The organism is Fervidobacterium sp., from assembly GCA_026419195.1.
Classification (GTDB): domain Bacteria; phylum Thermotogota; class Thermotogae; order Thermotogales; family Fervidobacteriaceae; genus Fervidobacterium.
This window is the reverse complement of sequence record JANZZV010000001.1, coordinates 68,871-85,271: the sequence shown is the minus strand read 5'-3', so window position 1 is coordinate 85,271 and position 16,401 is coordinate 68,871. Positions and strand designations below refer to the sequence as shown.

General features: G+C 36.0%; 14 protein-coding genes. 4 read left to right on the top strand and 10 right to left on the bottom strand.

Annotated features, from left to right (window positions below; all coding sequences use genetic code 11):
- Positions 1-62 precede the first annotated feature (62 nt).
- Entirely contained in the window at positions 63-926 is an 864-nt protein-coding gene (locus N2Z58_00360; protein MCX7653121.1) for a DMT family transporter, read from the top strand.
- A gap of 55 nt (positions 927-981) precedes the next feature.
- On the opposite strand, the gene rpsB is transcribed toward N2Z58_00360, so the two are convergent.
- Positions 982-1,752, bottom strand: coding sequence for a 30S ribosomal protein S2 (gene rpsB / locus N2Z58_00355; GenBank protein ID MCX7653120.1), 771 nt, complete (start codon positions 1,750-1,752; stop codon positions 982-984).
- 244 nt (positions 1,753-1,996) lie between these two features.
- Between rpsB and N2Z58_00350 the strand changes: the two genes are divergently transcribed.
- Complete coding sequence (locus tag N2Z58_00350; GenBank protein ID MCX7653119.1) at positions 1,997-3,316, top strand: transporter substrate-binding domain-containing protein; 1,320 nt, start codon at positions 1,997-1,999, stop codon at positions 3,314-3,316.
- 70 nt (positions 3,317-3,386) lie between these two features.
- Here the strand turns inward: N2Z58_00350 and N2Z58_00345 are convergent, their stop codons facing one another.
- The 9 genes from N2Z58_00345 to N2Z58_00305 all read right to left on the bottom strand — a co-directional run bounded on the left by N2Z58_00345 (position 3,387) and on the right by N2Z58_00305 (position 13,360).
- Positions 3,387-5,099 (bottom strand): HD domain-containing protein, encoded by a 1,713-nt coding sequence (locus N2Z58_00345; GenBank protein MCX7653118.1) that lies wholly within the window; start codon positions 5,097-5,099, stop codon positions 3,387-3,389.
- A 30-nt stretch (positions 5,100-5,129) separates the two neighbouring features.
- Entirely contained in the window at positions 5,130-5,450 is a 321-nt protein-coding gene (locus N2Z58_00340) for a hypothetical protein (protein ID MCX7653117.1), read from the bottom strand.
- A 2-nt stretch (positions 5,451-5,452) separates the two neighbouring features.
- Positions 5,453-6,778 carry a ribosome biogenesis GTPase Der gene (gene der, locus N2Z58_00335; GenBank protein MCX7653116.1) on the bottom strand — a complete coding sequence of 442 codons (1,326 nt, stop codon included), beginning with the start codon at positions 6,776-6,778 and terminating at the stop codon, positions 5,453-5,455.
- Positions 6,723-9,272, bottom strand: coding sequence for a bifunctional 4-hydroxy-3-methylbut-2-enyl diphosphate reductase/30S ribosomal protein S1 (locus N2Z58_00330; GenBank protein MCX7653115.1), 2,550 nt, complete (start codon positions 9,270-9,272; stop codon positions 6,723-6,725). The genes der and N2Z58_00330 overlap by 56 nt, the downstream gene beginning before the upstream one ends.
- Entirely contained in the window at positions 9,269-9,928 is a 660-nt protein-coding gene (gene cmk / locus N2Z58_00325) for a (d)CMP kinase (GenBank protein MCX7653114.1), read from the bottom strand. Before cmk ends, N2Z58_00330 begins: the two co-directional genes overlap by 4 nt.
- A 4-nt stretch (positions 9,929-9,932) precedes the next feature.
- Positions 9,933-10,262, bottom strand: a complete 330-nt coding sequence (locus N2Z58_00320; GenBank protein MCX7653113.1) for an STAS domain-containing protein — start codon at positions 10,260-10,262, stop codon at positions 9,933-9,935.
- 21 nt (positions 10,263-10,283) lie between these two features.
- Positions 10,284-12,011, bottom strand: coding sequence for an aspartate--tRNA ligase (gene aspS / locus N2Z58_00315; protein ID MCX7653112.1), 1,728 nt, complete (start codon positions 12,009-12,011; stop codon positions 10,284-10,286).
- A gap of 50 nt (positions 12,012-12,061) precedes the next feature.
- Positions 12,062-12,715: a fructose-6-phosphate aldolase gene (gene fsa, locus N2Z58_00310; protein ID MCX7653111.1), complete on the bottom strand. Its 654-nt coding sequence runs from the start codon at positions 12,713-12,715 to the stop codon at positions 12,062-12,064.
- Between the two features lie 66 nt (positions 12,716-12,781).
- Positions 12,782-13,360 carry a flavin reductase family protein gene (locus N2Z58_00305; GenBank protein MCX7653110.1) on the bottom strand — a complete coding sequence of 193 codons (579 nt, stop codon included), beginning with the start codon at positions 13,358-13,360 and terminating at the stop codon, positions 12,782-12,784.
- 178 nt (positions 13,361-13,538) lie between these two features.
- Here N2Z58_00305 and gatA point away from each other — a divergent pair, with 178 nt between their 5' ends.
- Positions 13,539-14,870 (top strand): Asp-tRNA(Asn)/Glu-tRNA(Gln) amidotransferase subunit GatA, encoded by a 1,332-nt coding sequence (gene gatA / locus N2Z58_00300; GenBank protein ID MCX7653109.1) that lies wholly within the window; start codon positions 13,539-13,541, stop codon positions 14,868-14,870.
- A gap of 71 nt (positions 14,871-14,941) precedes the next feature.
- Positions 14,942-16,381: an Asp-tRNA(Asn)/Glu-tRNA(Gln) amidotransferase subunit GatB gene (gatB, locus tag N2Z58_00295; GenBank protein MCX7653108.1), complete on the top strand. Its 1,440-nt coding sequence runs from the start codon at positions 14,942-14,944 to the stop codon at positions 16,379-16,381.
- The last annotated feature ends 20 nt before the right edge of the window (positions 16,382-16,401 follow it).

Sequence of the window (16,401 nt, the reverse complement as noted above, 5' to 3'; positions counted from 1 at the left end):
GGAGGCATATTTTCATAATTTTGTATTGAAATATATTAATTTTTGCTTGGAGAGTGAAAAGTTTGAGTATAAAGGTATTTCTTTCAGGTCTTTGTGTTTCTTTTATATTCGGCTTGTCGTTCCTTTTCACCAAGAACAGCATTGAGCACGTAACAGTCTATACTTTTCTTTCGTACAGATTTTTCGTAGCAAGTGTAGTAATGGTCATACTACTTGTACTTAAAATTGTGAGGCTAAGTAAAAAACCTTACTGGAAATTATGGCGCGTTGCTATCTTCCAACCTGTTTTGTATTTTATATTCGAGACAAACGGATTGAAATATACAACCTCATCAGAAGCAGGTATGCTTATTGCGATGATACCAATAACTGTGATGATTCTAAGTCCCTTGACATTAAAAGAAAAGATAAAATGGTATCAGATTATTTTTGCGTTCATGAGCTTTTTCGGAGTAGTATTGATTATCGGTTTTGATGTAAATCTTACTGGTGAACTTTTAGGAAAAATATTGATCCTTGGAGCTGTTTTTTCAGCAGCGTTTTATAATATATCTTCAAGAAGACTATCAGAAGAATTCAGGCCTGAAGAAATAACCTTCTTTATGATGTTAACAGGATTTGTATTTTTTACTTTACTCAGTATAACCACAGGGCAGTTTTCCTTGAACCTTTCTTTTCCTGTTGTTATTGGTGCACTTTATCTTGGTGTGCTGTCTTCAACTGTTGCATTCTTTTTGGTGAACTACATGCTTAGTAAAGTTTCGCCGACTGTATCTTCATTGTTTTCAAATCTTACAACTATAGTTTCTGTTCTGGCAGGTAGCGTAATAAGACATGAAACCATAAAGTCTGTTCAAATAGTTGGAATGTGTCTTATTTTAATCGCCCTATTCGGCAATTCGTATTTAAGACAAAAGAAATTGTAATTATTTTTTGAAAGCAAAAAACAAAAAAAGTCCCCAATTTGGGGACTTTTTCTTTTTATATTTCTTCTTCATCAAGATTGTCTGGGATATTAATTTCTATTTCCTCGGTCGTTTCTTCAACGGCTTCTTGCGTTGAGTATGGTACACCTTCCCTGCCTTCAAGATAGGCATCTGCTATCTTTGCGGTTATAAGTGCTATTGCCCTTATTGCATCATCATTTGATGGAATAACGTAATCGATAGGTTCAGGATCACAATTTGTGTCAACCATTGCAACAATTGGTATACCAAGGTAATTTGCTTCTTCAACTGCTATTTTTTCTTTTCTTGGATCGACTATGAATACGACATCTGGAAGACTTCTCATACTTTTCACACCGCCGAGATTTTTTCTGAGTTTATCGAGAGTCTTTCTTAGTTTACTTTGCTCTTTTTTTGGAAGCTTTTCAAGCTCACCATTTGATTCCATCTCTTCAAGTTCAATAAGTTTCTGGATTCTTGATTGTATGGTTTGGAAGTTCGTTAAAAGACCTCCAAGCCATCTGTTGTTCACGTAAAATCCGCCGCATCTTTCAGCTTCATTTTTCACAACTTGCTGGGCTTGCTTTTTAGTACCCACAAAAAGAATAGTTCCTCCTTTACTTGCAACATCCCTAACAAAATCGTAAGCTTCGTCCAATAATTTGACAGTCTTTTGAAGGTCAATAATGTAAATACCTTTTCTTGCACCATAGATATACGGCTTCATCTTTGGGTTCCATCTTTGTGTTCTGTGTCCAAAGTGAACACCTGCTTCAAGAAGTTGTTTCATAGTAGCTACCGGCATAAATACACCTCCATCAATTTGGTTTTTTCCTCCGCCACCTTTACCCACCGACTCTAAACCTTTTTTACTGAAAAAGGCAAGAGCACCGAGGTGGGAAACGGTAAGCGTGTGAATTTTTGGACAGTACCCGACGTTTGGAATTTTACCATACAACTTTGATTAGTCAAGATAATTTTTGTATAATATATGGTATAATTTGATTAAATAACTTTGCCATCTTTCATTTTTTGAAAGGGGGAAATATATGAAAAGTCTCAGGATTTCTGTAATTGTGCAACTGTTCTTATTGTTTGGTTTATCTTTTTCTCTAAAAGTAGGCTATTACGATAATTATCCTCTTTGCTACAACGATGGAGGGGTGCCCAAAGGACTGTTTGTCGATATTTTCAAACAAGCATTCGGACAGGAGGCCTCCAAATTTGAATTCGTGTTTGGTGAGTTCAGCCAGCTTATGGAACAACTTAAAGAAGGGAAAATTGATCTGTTGATGGTTATAGCAGAAACTAAGGAAAGAAAAGAAAACTTCAGTTTCAACAAAGAAGTTGTTGTAATGAATTGGGGTGTGCTTGTATCAAGTGTTAATTTCAAGGAACTAAGAGAGCTTGACGGGGCGAGAATTGCTGCGAACAGGGGAGATATTTATTATCAAAGGTTTAAAGAGTTACTTGAAAGTTTTAACATTAAAGTTGAGTATACGGAATTTGATACTTATTATGACGTACTTAGAGAAGTCAACGAGGGTAATTTCAAGTATGGTGTTGTGAGCAGGTTATCTTTCCTTGTGAACAGCGAAAAGTTCCCAAACGTTTATCAAACAAGTTATGTGTTTTCACCTGTACCCTTGAAATTTGCGACTAAAAAAAATACTAACACAATCCTACTTGAGCAAATAGATAAGCAGTTGATTTTCCTCAATTCAACGGGGGAACTGAATAGAATGTTCAACTCATACTTTTTAAAGCAAACAACACATCCCCGTATGCTGTCGGTTTGGTTTCTGCTTTTTATAGCTGCATCTGTAACACTTGCCTTAGTAGTTTATCTTTTTGTCCGAAGAATTAGAAAGATCAATGCGTTGTACAATGCTGCTCTAGAAAAACTACGTGAAGAAAACACCGTCACATCTTACGAACTTCAGGAAGATAAAAAAATAAAGGGAATATATGAAAGAACCTTGGGAATGGAATTACTAAGAAAATACGAAGAACTATCTAGAAGAGAATCACATTCTATTTCCATTTTAGCAATTGAAATTGGTGCCTTAAATGAAACGCAAGCAGAAATTTTCGAAAAATCTCTATTTGAAATAACAAGACCTGGTGACTTTGTGTTCAAATACAGTGAGAACAGCTACATTCTTGTAATGTATTCATATGCCTCATTCATGATCGAGATGTTTAGAAAAGTATTATTAGAAAATCTTTCAAAGTCTGGGATCGAAACAAAATTGTTTTTGGGACTCAAAGTTTTCAATCCGCAAACAGATGAAAAGATCGAGAAAACACTACTTGATGCATTTGCTGAGTTAGAGAAAGACAAAGAGTTTCGAAAAAAGACATTCTGAAATTACCAGTTCGTAACAATATGAGCCAATATCGACTAAACTAACATAGTTTCATAGCTACTTTAATGATCTACTTTATACTTTCCCAAAGCATTCTGATATCTTCTGAATATGTTTTGAGTACCTCAAGCAACTCTGGTGCAAAGTGTTCCGGTGAAGTTCTTCCATCACCTTCGAGGATTATTTTGAGAGTTTCTTCGTGTGTAAATCCTTTTTTATAGGGCCTGGATGATCTAAGAGCATCGTAAACATCAACAAGTTTGACTATATGAGCATCTATAGGTATTTCTTTTTCTTTTAGACCGAAAGGATATCCAGTTCCATCGTAGTTTTCATGGTGGTACAATGCGATACTGAGCGCACTTTCAAAACCTGGTACGTCGAGTATCCTCTTTGCAAATATTGTGTGTTGCCTCATAATGTCCCACTCTTCTGATGTAAGCTTTCCTGGCTTTTGAAGAATTTCTTTCGGAACAAAGATCTTACCTATGTCATGCAAACTTGAAAACATTTTAATCTGTTGAACTTGCTCTTCGTCAAGTCCCAACTTTTCCGCGATAAAACCACTTAGCAACTTGACTCTGTAAATATGTTGTCCTGTGTCTTCATCATATCCTTCCGCTATTATTGCAAGTCGCTCGGATATGTTCAGAAGCAAACTCTTAAACTCCTCACTTTTTTTGGCAATATCATTGTAAGCCTTTTCAAGCTCCTCGTTTGTTGCCTCAAGTTCTTCCATCGTTGCACTGAGTTCTTGAAGCATTGCGGATAGAGTCTCATAAAATTGCTGAGACTCTGAGAGCTTAAAATCACCCGCGGGTGGTAGTATACCTCTGTTTCCTATCTCACTAACAGCTGTGTTTAACATAATTAAATCTGTTGCGAATGGTTCTATCGACGATTTCGAGGAAAGATATGTGAATATATACACTGTTAAGATGAATGTAAAAACCACCAACAAACTTATGTAAAGGTAACCAACATAGCTCATTGAAACCCTTAGATACAACGGTGTAATTGCAGATTGGTATTTATGAAGAGTGTATTTTTTGTAAAATAGAACATTTAAAAAAGTGCTTACAACCTTTTCATTCTGTATACCAGAAGCTATGAATTTATCTAAACTCTTTACACTACTATCCCACCGATCTTGTTCGTTAATATAGATTGCTATTTCTCTTACGTTCCCGATCTTCGCATTGACAAATGCCTCTACTATGTTTGCGTATATTTTTGGATCAACGTAAAATGCAAAAACGATATAGTCGCTTTTAAATGGGAACCAGGTGTACATGATTAATCTTCGTGTACCAGGTAGAAAAGAAAGGAACTTAGGAAAGCTATTGTTACCATTTTGAGTAGGTTTAAAGTGCAATTTTTCGTAGTTTGCATAAAAACCTGTGCTTGAAATTACATTTCCATCCTTGTTGCTCAAAATTATGTCGATATCCACATATCTTACAGGCAAGTTTACTTCGTATATTTTCTTTATCTGATCAAGTGATTCTTTATAATTGTTCGAACTTAAGATCTGCATTGCCAAGGATAGATTGGCATTTATATGGTCTTCTATTGCTTTTTCAGTCAAAAATAAATTCTCAGATACTGAGGAAATAAGCTTTTGGAAAGAGTTATCGATATTTTCAAAACTCTTCAGAGAATCTTGTTTCACAAACCAGTAGATCCATATGAAAAAAAACAATACGAATAATCCAGTTACAATAATTGATATAAGGGCATTTCTCTTCAAAATAATTGATTTTAACTGCTGAGTGCTGTACATATTTGAACCCCTTTCGAAAACACTAATTTATCACTTTTTCCCACTGGATTTGGAAATCAATTTCATCCTCTCAGGATTTGCGTAATTTAGACAACAGCCACTACCGAACAGTCTTATTTCTAATTTCATCTCTTCTTCCAATTTTTTTATCTCTTCGTACATACTGCAAAGATTATCAGACGTTAAAAATTTACATTGATTTTTTCCATAATCCCACTCACCATAATAACATATCGTATGTTTGCAACACCAGCCACACTTAAGACATTCTGGGCAGGCCTTCTCCTTCTCAGATTTTATCATATTTTCGAGCTCAGCTAAGAATTCATCCGTATTCTTCTCATTCCCCATACCTATTCCCTCTGTTTAAACTTTAAGAATATTGGTGCACCTGCGAAAGGATCAACTTGCTCTCTAATCGTTCTTCTTATAGCATTCTGAAAGCTTTCCGGCACTTGTGGATTGTTAACGAAAAACAAAAACGTTGGGGGTCTTATATCAACCTGGAGACCATAATAAAGCTTTAAACCATGGGGTGGCTTGACAATCATACGTTGAATTGCACTATTAACTGCACTTGTTGGGACTTTTTTGTGTAGTGAACTGTAAGATTTATTTATTGCAATGAGCAACTCTTTCTTACCAATTTTACGCAAAGCGCTTGTGAACACTACGGGGCTGTAGTCTACGAAGTAAAGTTTTTCTTTGACTTCGTCTATGTAATCACTCATTCTCTTATCGGCATGTTTTACAAGGTCCCATTTGTTAAAAACTATGACTGTTGCTTTTCCATTTTTTTCAGCCAAACCTGCGATTCTCTGATCTTGCCTTGTTATTCCTTCAGTTGCGTCTATGACAAGCACAACCACATCGGAGCGCTGTATAGAATTTATTGTTCGCATTGTACTTACACGTTCTAAAAAACTTTCTATCCTACTTTTCTTACGTAATCCGGCTGTGTCCACAAATAAATAATTTGTTTGATCTATTTTTATAAGTTCGTCAATTATATCCCTCGTTGTACCAGCGATGGGAGTTACAAGTGCTCTTTCCTCGTCGATCAACATGTTGAAAAGAGAAGACTTGCCAGCATTTGGTCTTCCAACAAGCGTAACTCTTACGATGTTTTGCTCTTCCTCCATGCTCAGATCGTAACCTTTTGACTCGAGAATCGAGATCACGTTTTCTAACAATTCATCAAGATTTCTACCTTGCTCAGCTGACACCTCAAATGGTTTACCAAATCCAAGTGAAAACAAGTCAGGCAAAATCGTTTGGTAAATCTTCTCATTTTCAACTTTGTTCGCAACTAGCAACACTTCAACGTTTGACTTCCTAAGCAAATCTGCTATCGTAAAATCTTCGGATGAGAGTCCGTTTCGTCCATCCACTACAAATAAAACAAGAGCTGCTTCTGATAGCACTTTAAACGTCATCTCTTTACTTTTTTCATATATCTCATCTTTCTGCTGTTCAAAAATCCCACATGTATCAACTAATTGAAAAACCTTATCATACCAAATGACGCGGTCTATGACCGCGTCACGTGTTGTTCCATCCTCGTTTGCAACTATTGATTTTCTTTTACCTATCAATTTATTAAAAAGCGTTGACTTGCCTACGTTACTCTTGCCTACTATTAGCACCGTCGGTACTTTCTCTCTGAATTTTTGAGTCATTCGGAATTTTTACCTCCACGTTTACCTTTCCAAAATCACTACTTCGCTCTTGGTTAACAAAAGAGTGTTCATACGCTTTTGGACTCACTATAATTTTGTAAATATCCTTTTGTTGCTCAAGCTTTATTATTTTACCATCTATTTCATCGCCTAAGTTTAAGTTTTCGTAAACTTGTGATTTCGGTATGTATACTTCTATGTTTTCACAAAGACCAATGTATCCTTTTTCCATAGACTTTATAATTTTAGCTCTTACGACATCTCCTTCTTTGTGAATTTTTGCAAAGTTTTCCCACGGATTTGGCATCGCTTTTCTAATACTTACGTGTATTCTTTTGTTGTTACGATCTATGTTAAGAATTTGAAAACGAACAATTGTGTTTTCTTTAATGACATCTTCAACTTTATCAACGAAATTCCATGAGATCTCGGAAATGTTACAAAAGGCAGTTACTTCAGGTTCTATTTCTATAATGACTCCTTTTGGAAGTACCTTTATTACCTTACCTTGCGCTATACTCCCTTCGGGCATTTTGGCTGATAAATTTTCCCAAGGATCACCAATTACACTCTTGTAGCTCAACTTTATCTGACGCTTTTCCGGGTTAACTTCCAAGACTTGTAGTCTTACAAAATCACCGTTACTAACGACTTCATTAATGTTTCCCTTTCTTTGCCAGAAAACTTCCTCTATAGGAATGAATCCTTCAACACCATCTTCCAATTTGGCAAAGAAACCGAAAGGCTTTACTGAAGTTACAACACCGGTTACTATCTGACCAACTTGATATTTTTTAGGTACATTTTCCCATGGATCTGGCAACAAAGCTTTCAAGCTGAGTATTAGCCTTTTCTTTTCAGAGTTTATCTCTTTTATTAAGAATTTCATTATTTTTCCTATGTTCAATACATCCTTTGCTTTTACAGAAGTGTTGTAAGAAATTTCGCTGTTCGGTATATACCCAGTCGTAACACCAGCTACTCTTATCACTGCCCCTTTTTCATCTACGTCTTCAACAATACCTTCTATTACATCTCCAGGCTTTCTATTGTTGTAAAATTCTTCAATTAATTTTTGGAACAGTTTCCTTCTTGAGACCACTATATTTGCTTTTCTACCTCTGATTTCGAAAGACAAAACCGCAAACTGAACCTTTCCTTTTGGTATTTCTTCATCTTCTTTTATGTTTGACTCACTACCTGGAAGAAACGCTTCCACGATGTTTTCAAGAATTACTTTGTATCCTCCTTTTATACGTTCAACTATCTTTCCATGAACCGCTTTACCACTTTCTTTGGCTTTCCTTATTTCTTCAAGAACAAACCTTTCCATTGGCTTTTTTTCAGAAAGTATTGCTGTACCTTCGTTTTCGTCTATTTTTTCCACACGTGCCTTTACCTTATCTCCAACTTTATACTCATTAATTTCTCTGAAAAGTTCTTCTAACGGCACAAATCCAGTAACTTTTCCACCAAGATCGACAGCCAAACCTGTTGATGAAATTTGTGTTACAACACCTTCAACGATCCTTCCCCTTCCCACCTGATTTGTACTTTCGTATTCACTCAGAAGTTGTTCGAACGAATCTTCAACGTTTTTCTCAAGAAGCTCTTCCTTCGAGATGTTGTTCAAATCCGCCATGTAAAGTTCCCTCCCACCGTAGTTTTCAATAAGGTATGAAGCTATTTTGTCAACATCGCTTGAATCTGTTGATGTGCCACTTATTAATCCAACTTTTATTTTTTCATCTTTGAGTAGTTCTCCAAGGTTTGTTTCGTTTAAACTGTTTATAAACTCTTTGATATTTTCAACGTGCAAGCTCAAAGTGATTTTTGAGGATATTTCGTACAGTTTTTTTGTATTTGAACTATTTTTTCCACCAACAACGATTACTAAATTGCATAATTTAGCTAACTGATTTACAGCCTTTTCTCTATCGATTGTAACTTTGCATATCGTGTTTAATACTTTTATTTCCTTTCCTCTATTTTTAGAATGCATTTCTTCAACAAATTTGACGAAATCTTCTTGCGAACTTGTGGTTTGACTAATTACTGCAATCTTATCATCAGGTAAAGTTAAGGATTCAGTTGTAACTATAGCGTTATTTACATAACCTGATAATGCAATCATTTCAGGATGATCCTTCTTTCCGAAAACAACTACACGATAACCGTCATTACACAACTTTGTTGCCAATCTAAAGTTTTCACTAACTATTGGACATGTTAAATCAACTATTTCGTATTTTTTACTGATTTCAGCAATTTTATCTGGCGGTAAGCCGTGTGCTCTTACAACAAATCGACAGTTGCCCTGTGGTTCATATCTTAATCCAAGTATCTTAAGTTTCTCGAGTACATTGTTATTGTGTACTATATCTCCATCTGTGAATAATATCTCACCATTTTCAAGACGTTTAACTATCTCATCAATTGCATTTTTCACCCCAAAGCAAAATCCTATTGGTCCCTTTACAACTTCCAAACTCATGATATACAGCACCTTTCTTTTACAATCTGTAATATTTTCTCTACAACTTGCTCTATTGTCAAATTTGATGTGTCTATTTCTATTGCATCGTGTGGCTTTATTAATGGTGCTACTTCACGAGTTGAGTCATTTTCGTCTCTTTTTTTGATTTGGGTAAGTAACTCATCGTAACTAACGTCTATCCCTTTTTCTTTTAGTTCTTTGTAACGTCTTTGTGCCCTTATTTCCGGTGAGGCAACAAGGAATATCTTTACCCTTGCATCAGGCATTACTACGGTTCCTATATCCCTACCTTCGGCTACTATACTCTTATTTTTACATATTTCTTGTTGCATCTTAGTAAGATGTTTTCTTACTTGTGGATTTGCCGCATACATTGATGCATACATTCCAGCTTCTGGAGTTCTTATCTCCTCTTCAATCTTTTTACCGTTTAAATAAAATGTACCATTCGAATAGTCGATGATTAAATCTTTTAAAAACTCATCCAAGTTACTCTCCTTCGGATCAACCCCCAGATTATGCAAGTAAAGCCCTATTATTCGGTACATTGCACCAGTGTCAAGATAGTCAATATTTAATTTTTGGGCTATTAGTTTTGCAACAGTAGTTTTACCGGAACCGGCAGGTCCGTCTATTGCTATTTTGCAATACAATTTATTAAGCCTCCTCTACAGTGGAAACTATTTTAAACACCCTATCAAGTCTTGTCATTTCAAATATTCTCATTACAGTCTGTTTAAGAGCTGCAAGTATAAGTTCCTTTTCCGCCATTCTGGCATCTTTGTACAATGCGACAAGACTCCCAAGTCCAGCACTGTCTATGTAGTTAACTTCGGACATATCAAGCACTACCTTGCTCAGTTTAGTCTCTGTAATGACATCTTTTAAGAATTTCTTAACCTCCCCAGAGTGATAAGCATCAATCTCTCCATGTATAGAAACTACAAGTTTCCCAGAAACTTCCCTTTTATCAAATTTGATAGCCATGACTTTCACCTCCGAAAAATTTTAAAATAGCTTGAGTGTTATCCCCAATTCATCGAGCTGCACTTGTGTAACACTTGATGGAGCGTTAGTCAAAAGACAAGTTCCGCTTGACGTTTTTGGAAACGCTATAACTTCCCTTATGTTATCCACACCTGCGGCTATCGCGGCTAATCTATCTAAACCAAATGCTATTCCACCATGTGGTGGAACACCGTATTGGAGTGCCTCAAGGAAAAATCCAAATTTTTCTTTCGCCTCTTCCTTAGTTAAACCGATGATATCAAAAACTTTCTCTTGTATTTCCCTGCTGTGTATTCTTATGCTTCCTCCACCTACTTCAAATCCATTGATGACCATATCATAAGCATGCGCCCTTACTTTCGAAAGTTCGACCCCGCTTTCCAGATCTTCCAAATATGGCATCGTAAATGGATGATGTCTTGCAACGTATCTTTTTTCTTCTTCATTCCATTCAAGGAATGGGAAATCTGTAATCCAAAGCGCATCGTAACCACTTACTTTCATATATTGTCTGCCTATCTTCAATCTTAAAGCACCAAGTGCTTCATTTAATCTTTGTCTATCATCGTGAGCTGCAATTATAAAGACTTCTCCATTTAACATATTATACCTACTCGCAATATTTTTATACTCGTTTTCTAAGTATTTTAACGTTGTTGAAGTGATCTCGTTATTTTCATACTTGAACCATAATACTCCACCAAGTCCAAATGTTTTGACAAATTCTGAGTATTCGTCAGCGATTTTCCGACTTATAGGTATAGCTGTCTTAAAACCTTTTATGCTACCACCTCGTTCAATAACATCTTTAACAATTTTAAATTCTGAGTTTTTAAAGACATCAGTAACATCCACCAACTCCATTCCATACCTTCTATCAGGTTTATCCGAACCGTATTTCTCGATTGCCTCTTCAAATGTTAACCTGTCAAATTTATCAGGAAGTTGAACGCCTACCGAAGTATATATGTATCTTATCAGATTTTCAGAAAGACTCATAACATCTTCCATGTGAACAAACGACATTTCAATATCTATCTGGGTGAATTCTGGTTGCCTGTCAGCTCTCAAATCTTCATCTCTGAAACATCTCACAATTTGGAAATACTTATCTATTCCAGAAATCATGAGTATCTGCTTAAAAAGTTGGGGACTTTGTGGTAGTGCGTAAAAATTACCCTTCTTGAGCCTTGATGGAACAAGAAAGTCTCTTGCCCCTTCCGGTGTACTTTTTGTTAGGTAAGGAGTTTCGATTTCAAGAAATCCTTGAGACGAAAGGTACTCTCTTGTCTTCAAAGCCAATTGATGCCTGATTACAAGATTGTTCAACATTTTTTGGTTTCTAATGTCAAGATACCTGTATCTTAATCTGATTTCTTCGGAAACATCATCACCTGGATAAAATGGGGGAAGTGAAGATTTTGACAAAATTTTCAAACTGTGTGCAAGAACTTCAATTTCCCCTGTCGTTTCTGAAGTTATAGCCTCCTTAGGTCTTTTCCTTACAACACCTTCTATCTGAACAACATCTTCTCTGGAAATTTCATCAACAACTGAATAGACAGGTGAATCTGGATTCACAACTACTTGTGTCTTTCCATACCTATCTCTCAAAACAATGAATTTAACACCGCCAAGATCTCTTATCCTATCCACCCAGCCTGAGAGAATAACGTTTTTCCCTTCTTCAGAAGCTCTAAGTTCACCGCACGTGTGGGTTCTATACATTTATTTACCTCCCTTTCTTACCGTTGCAACACTATTAGTCTTCAAAGAAATCACTTGAGGTTGTTTTTGTAAAATTCCCAGTCTTGTAAGAATCTTTTAATACCAACGTCAGTCAGTGGATGTAAAAACATTTTCTTTAAAACTTCAAAAGGTACCGTGGCAATGTCAACACCTATCATAGCTGCCTCAACTACATGCATTGGGTGTCTAATACTTGCTGCAATAATTTCTGTTTCAAATCCATAATTAGAGTATACCTGAATAATTTCTTCTAATAATCTTAGACCATCGTTACCGTTATCATCTATCCTACCAATAAACGGGCTAACGTAAGTTGCACCAGCTTTTGCTGCAAGAAGTGCTTGATTAGCACTGAAAACAAGCGTAACATTCGTTTTTATTCCTTCCGCAGATAGTACTTTCACAGCTCTTATACCATCTGGTGTCATAGGTATTTTGACAACTACATATTCATCAATAGACGACAATTTTCTTGCTTCTTCAACCATTTCTTCCCATTTCGAGGATATAACTTCAGCGGAAACTGGTCCCTGCACAAGCTCACAGATTTCTTTTATCCTTTTTTCAAAATCCACACCTTCTTTTGCTATCAATGTTGGATTTGTTGTAACTCCATCAACAACTCCCCACTCAACTCCCTGGCGAATTTCATCAATATTTGCAGTATCAAGGAATATCCTCATACTCTCCCCTCCTAAAAGACAAGACAGTTGATAATCATTAACAAATCATTTTTATTTTATATTATATCATTGCTCTTTCAATTTTGTTCTAAGTATTTCTTCTACTTCTTCTTTACCAAACTTTACAATAGAATCTTCTTTTGTTGTAATGTACATATCATTACCTGCGTAAAGCAAGAGCCCTTTGCTAATACCCTTGTCGAAAAACTCATCGTCATAGTGTATTCCAACAATTTCGCCAACGTAAAGTATATGATCACCGTAGGTTCTATGGTCTATTACTTTACATTCATAACAACAAACAGCATTCTTGATTACTGGAACATTTAATTTTCTTCCCTTGATATAATTTATATCAAAAAGCTTATCTTTTTCAAAATCTTTCCCCGATGTTCTTCCAACAAACCCAGAAATTTTGTAATCTTCATATTTAAGAAAAGACAATGAAAATGCTTCGGATCGCTCCATCAGTTTATTAGTGAATCTTTTGGGTGAGATAGCAACACCATAGAATGGCGGTGAAAAAGAGATTTGAGTATGCCATGCCGCAGCCATGAAATTAACTCTATCGTTGTAAATCACTCCAACGATTGCAACAGGAAAAGGATAATGATAGTAATACTTATCAGCCTTTTCGATAAACATCAAACTTTGACCCCCTGTTCATGAATGTGTTAATGGCCATAAGTACATATATTTTAACACAAAAGTATCAACTTCAACAATAATTATGGTATAATTTTCAATAAGTGACAAGGAGGTGTTTGTTTTGGAAAGAAGTATCGATAAACAATTGTTTAAAAAGCTCACTTTGAAAGATGCAATGAAGTATGTTCAAATGTACCACGATTCGGACGAGTTAGTTCAAAGATCTCTGGAAATTATCAATGAAGAAGACAAAGTCCTCAACGCATTTATAAGTGTAAACAGGCAACCTGGTAGTGGTATTCCGATAGGAATAAAGGACAACATAAACGTCAAAGGGATGGAGACTACTTGTGCTTCTAAAATTTTAAAAGGTTTTATTGCGCCATTTGATGCAACGGTTATCAAGAAATTGCGAGATCACAATTTTTCATTTGTAGGAAAAACAAACCTTGACGAATTTGCTATGGGCGTAAGTACAGAATATTCTGCATTTGGTCCAACAAAAAATCCACACGATGTTGAAAGGGTAGCAGGTGGTAGCAGTGGAGGGTCTGCTGCTGCTGTCGCTTCCGGAGAGGTGATAGCCGCACTTGGAAGTGACACAGGAGGTTCGATTAGGCAACCTGCTGCATTTTGTGGAGTTGTAGGCTTTAAACCAACTTACGGTTTGGTTTCAAGATATGGACTTGTAGCATTTGCTTCCTCACTCGATCAAATAGGACCTATAACAAAGACGGTGGAAGATAGTGCTATACTGATGAATATTATTGCTGGTAAAGATGAAAACGATTCGACTACTGTTGATAGAAAGATCGATTTCACTGAGTTTATCAACAAAGACTTGCCGAAAATGAATATAGCAGTTGCGAAACAATCTTTTTCGGAAGGTGTGGAAGAAGGTATCAAGAATAAAACAGAAGAGTTTATGGAATTTTTAAGAAAACTCGGTCACACAGTTGACATTGTAGATATGAACGAGATAAAATATTCGGTTGCAACGTACTACATAATCGCTCCAGCAGAAGTTAGTTCAAACCTTTCCAGGTTTGACGGTGTAAAGTATGGCTTAAGAATTTCTTCCGATTCTTTGAGTCAAATGTATGAAAAAACAAGGGGATATGGGTTCGGTGAAGAAGTAAGAAGACGAATACTCATAGGAACGTTTACTTTAAGTGCAGCCTATTATGATGCATACTTCGAAAAAGCACAAAAGGTTAGAAGAGTAATATCAAAGAAATTCTCAGAAGTTTTTGAGAATTACGACTTTATAGTAACACCCACTTCACCAACCGTTGCATTTAAAATAGGTTCTGTTTCCGAACCACTTGTTTGTTATATGATGGATATATTTACTATTCCAGCAAATCTTGCAGGGTTGCCGGCTATAAGCATTCCTTTTGGCCAGATCAACGGTCTTCCAGTTGGAATTCAAATTACTGGTCCAAGATTTTCTGATGCAAAGTTACTTGGGTTCGCGGACCATATTGAAAGAAAAGCTAAAATTTAAAAAGATGCTGTGCTTAAATTCTAAATTCTGTTCATAGGTTTTCACATTTTCTAAGATTTGGAGGTGACTATATGGACCTTTCCAGATACCGACCAATAATAGGTCTTGAGATACACGTTCAACTCAATACTAAAACGAAAGCTTTCTGCAGCTGTAGCGCAGATGTTTTCGAGATGGAGCCGAATACTTCGATTTGTCCAGTATGTACGGGACAACCTGGTGCTTTGCCAGTGCCTTCGCAAGAAATGTATGAGCTTGGGATTAAACTCGCGCTTGCTTTGAATTGCAAAGTAAACGAATACACAAGGTTCGATAGAAAAAATTATTTTTACCCAGATTTGCCTAAAGGTTATCAAATTACACAATTTTTTTACCCAGTTGCAGAGTATGGATATCTGGATGTTAATGGAAAAATTGTGAGAATTAGAAGGATTCATCTTGAAGAAGATGCGGGAAAATTACTACATTCCGGTGAGAACATCACTGAAGCTGATTATTCTCTTGTTGATATGAATCGATGTGGAATTCCTCTTACTGAAATTGTAACAGAACCGGATATAGAATCTCCAGAACAAGCGAGATTGTTTATGGAAAAACTTAGGACATTACTCAGATACCTTGGTGTTAGTAGTGGAGATATGGAAAAAGGTGCAATGAGATGCGATGCTAACATATCAGTTTTAGACACCAAAACAGGTAAACAAAGTAACAAAGTCGAAGTAAAGAACATGAACTCTTTCAAGTTTGTTGAAAAAGCTCTCGAATACGAATTTGAGAGGATTGTTTCTTTAATGGAGGAAGGAAAAGAAGTGGAAAGGGAAACAAGAGGTTGGAATTTAAATACAAAAACAACCGTCAGCATGAGAAGTAAAGAAGAAGCTCACGATTACAGATACTTCCCAGAACCAGATATACCACCAGTGTTGATAAAAAGTGAGTATATACAAAAGATCAAAAAAACTTTACCAGAACTACCTGACGAGAGATTGAAAAGATTTATGCAACAATACAACTTATCGGAAAAAGACGCGTGGACATTTGTTGAAGACAAAGAAATTGCTGATTTTTATGAAAAGGTTGTCGAAAAAACAAATGATCCAAAAGAAACTGCTAATTGGTTTTTGACAGAGTTATTTAGATTGTACACTGAGCACGGTAAAGAAAACATCAAGATCACCGAAAAAGACTTTGTTGAACTATTTGACCTAATGAAAAGTGGTGTTATCTCCCGAAACATTGCAAAAAGTATATTTGAGGAGAGTGCATTGACTGGTAAGAAACCTAAGCTTATTGTGGAAGAGAAAGGTTTGAAACAAGTTGACGATTACGAACTGATAGAACAAATAGCAAAAAAAGTTATCGAAAGCAATCCTCAACAGGTAGAGACATTTAGAAAAGGCAAAGAAGGATTATTCAGTTTCTTTGTCGGACAGGTTATGAAAGAAACAAAAGGCAAAGCTAATCCAAAAATCGTCAACGAAATATTAAACAAACTTCTTAAAGGGAATTAATTTCAAATTAACTAAGGGGG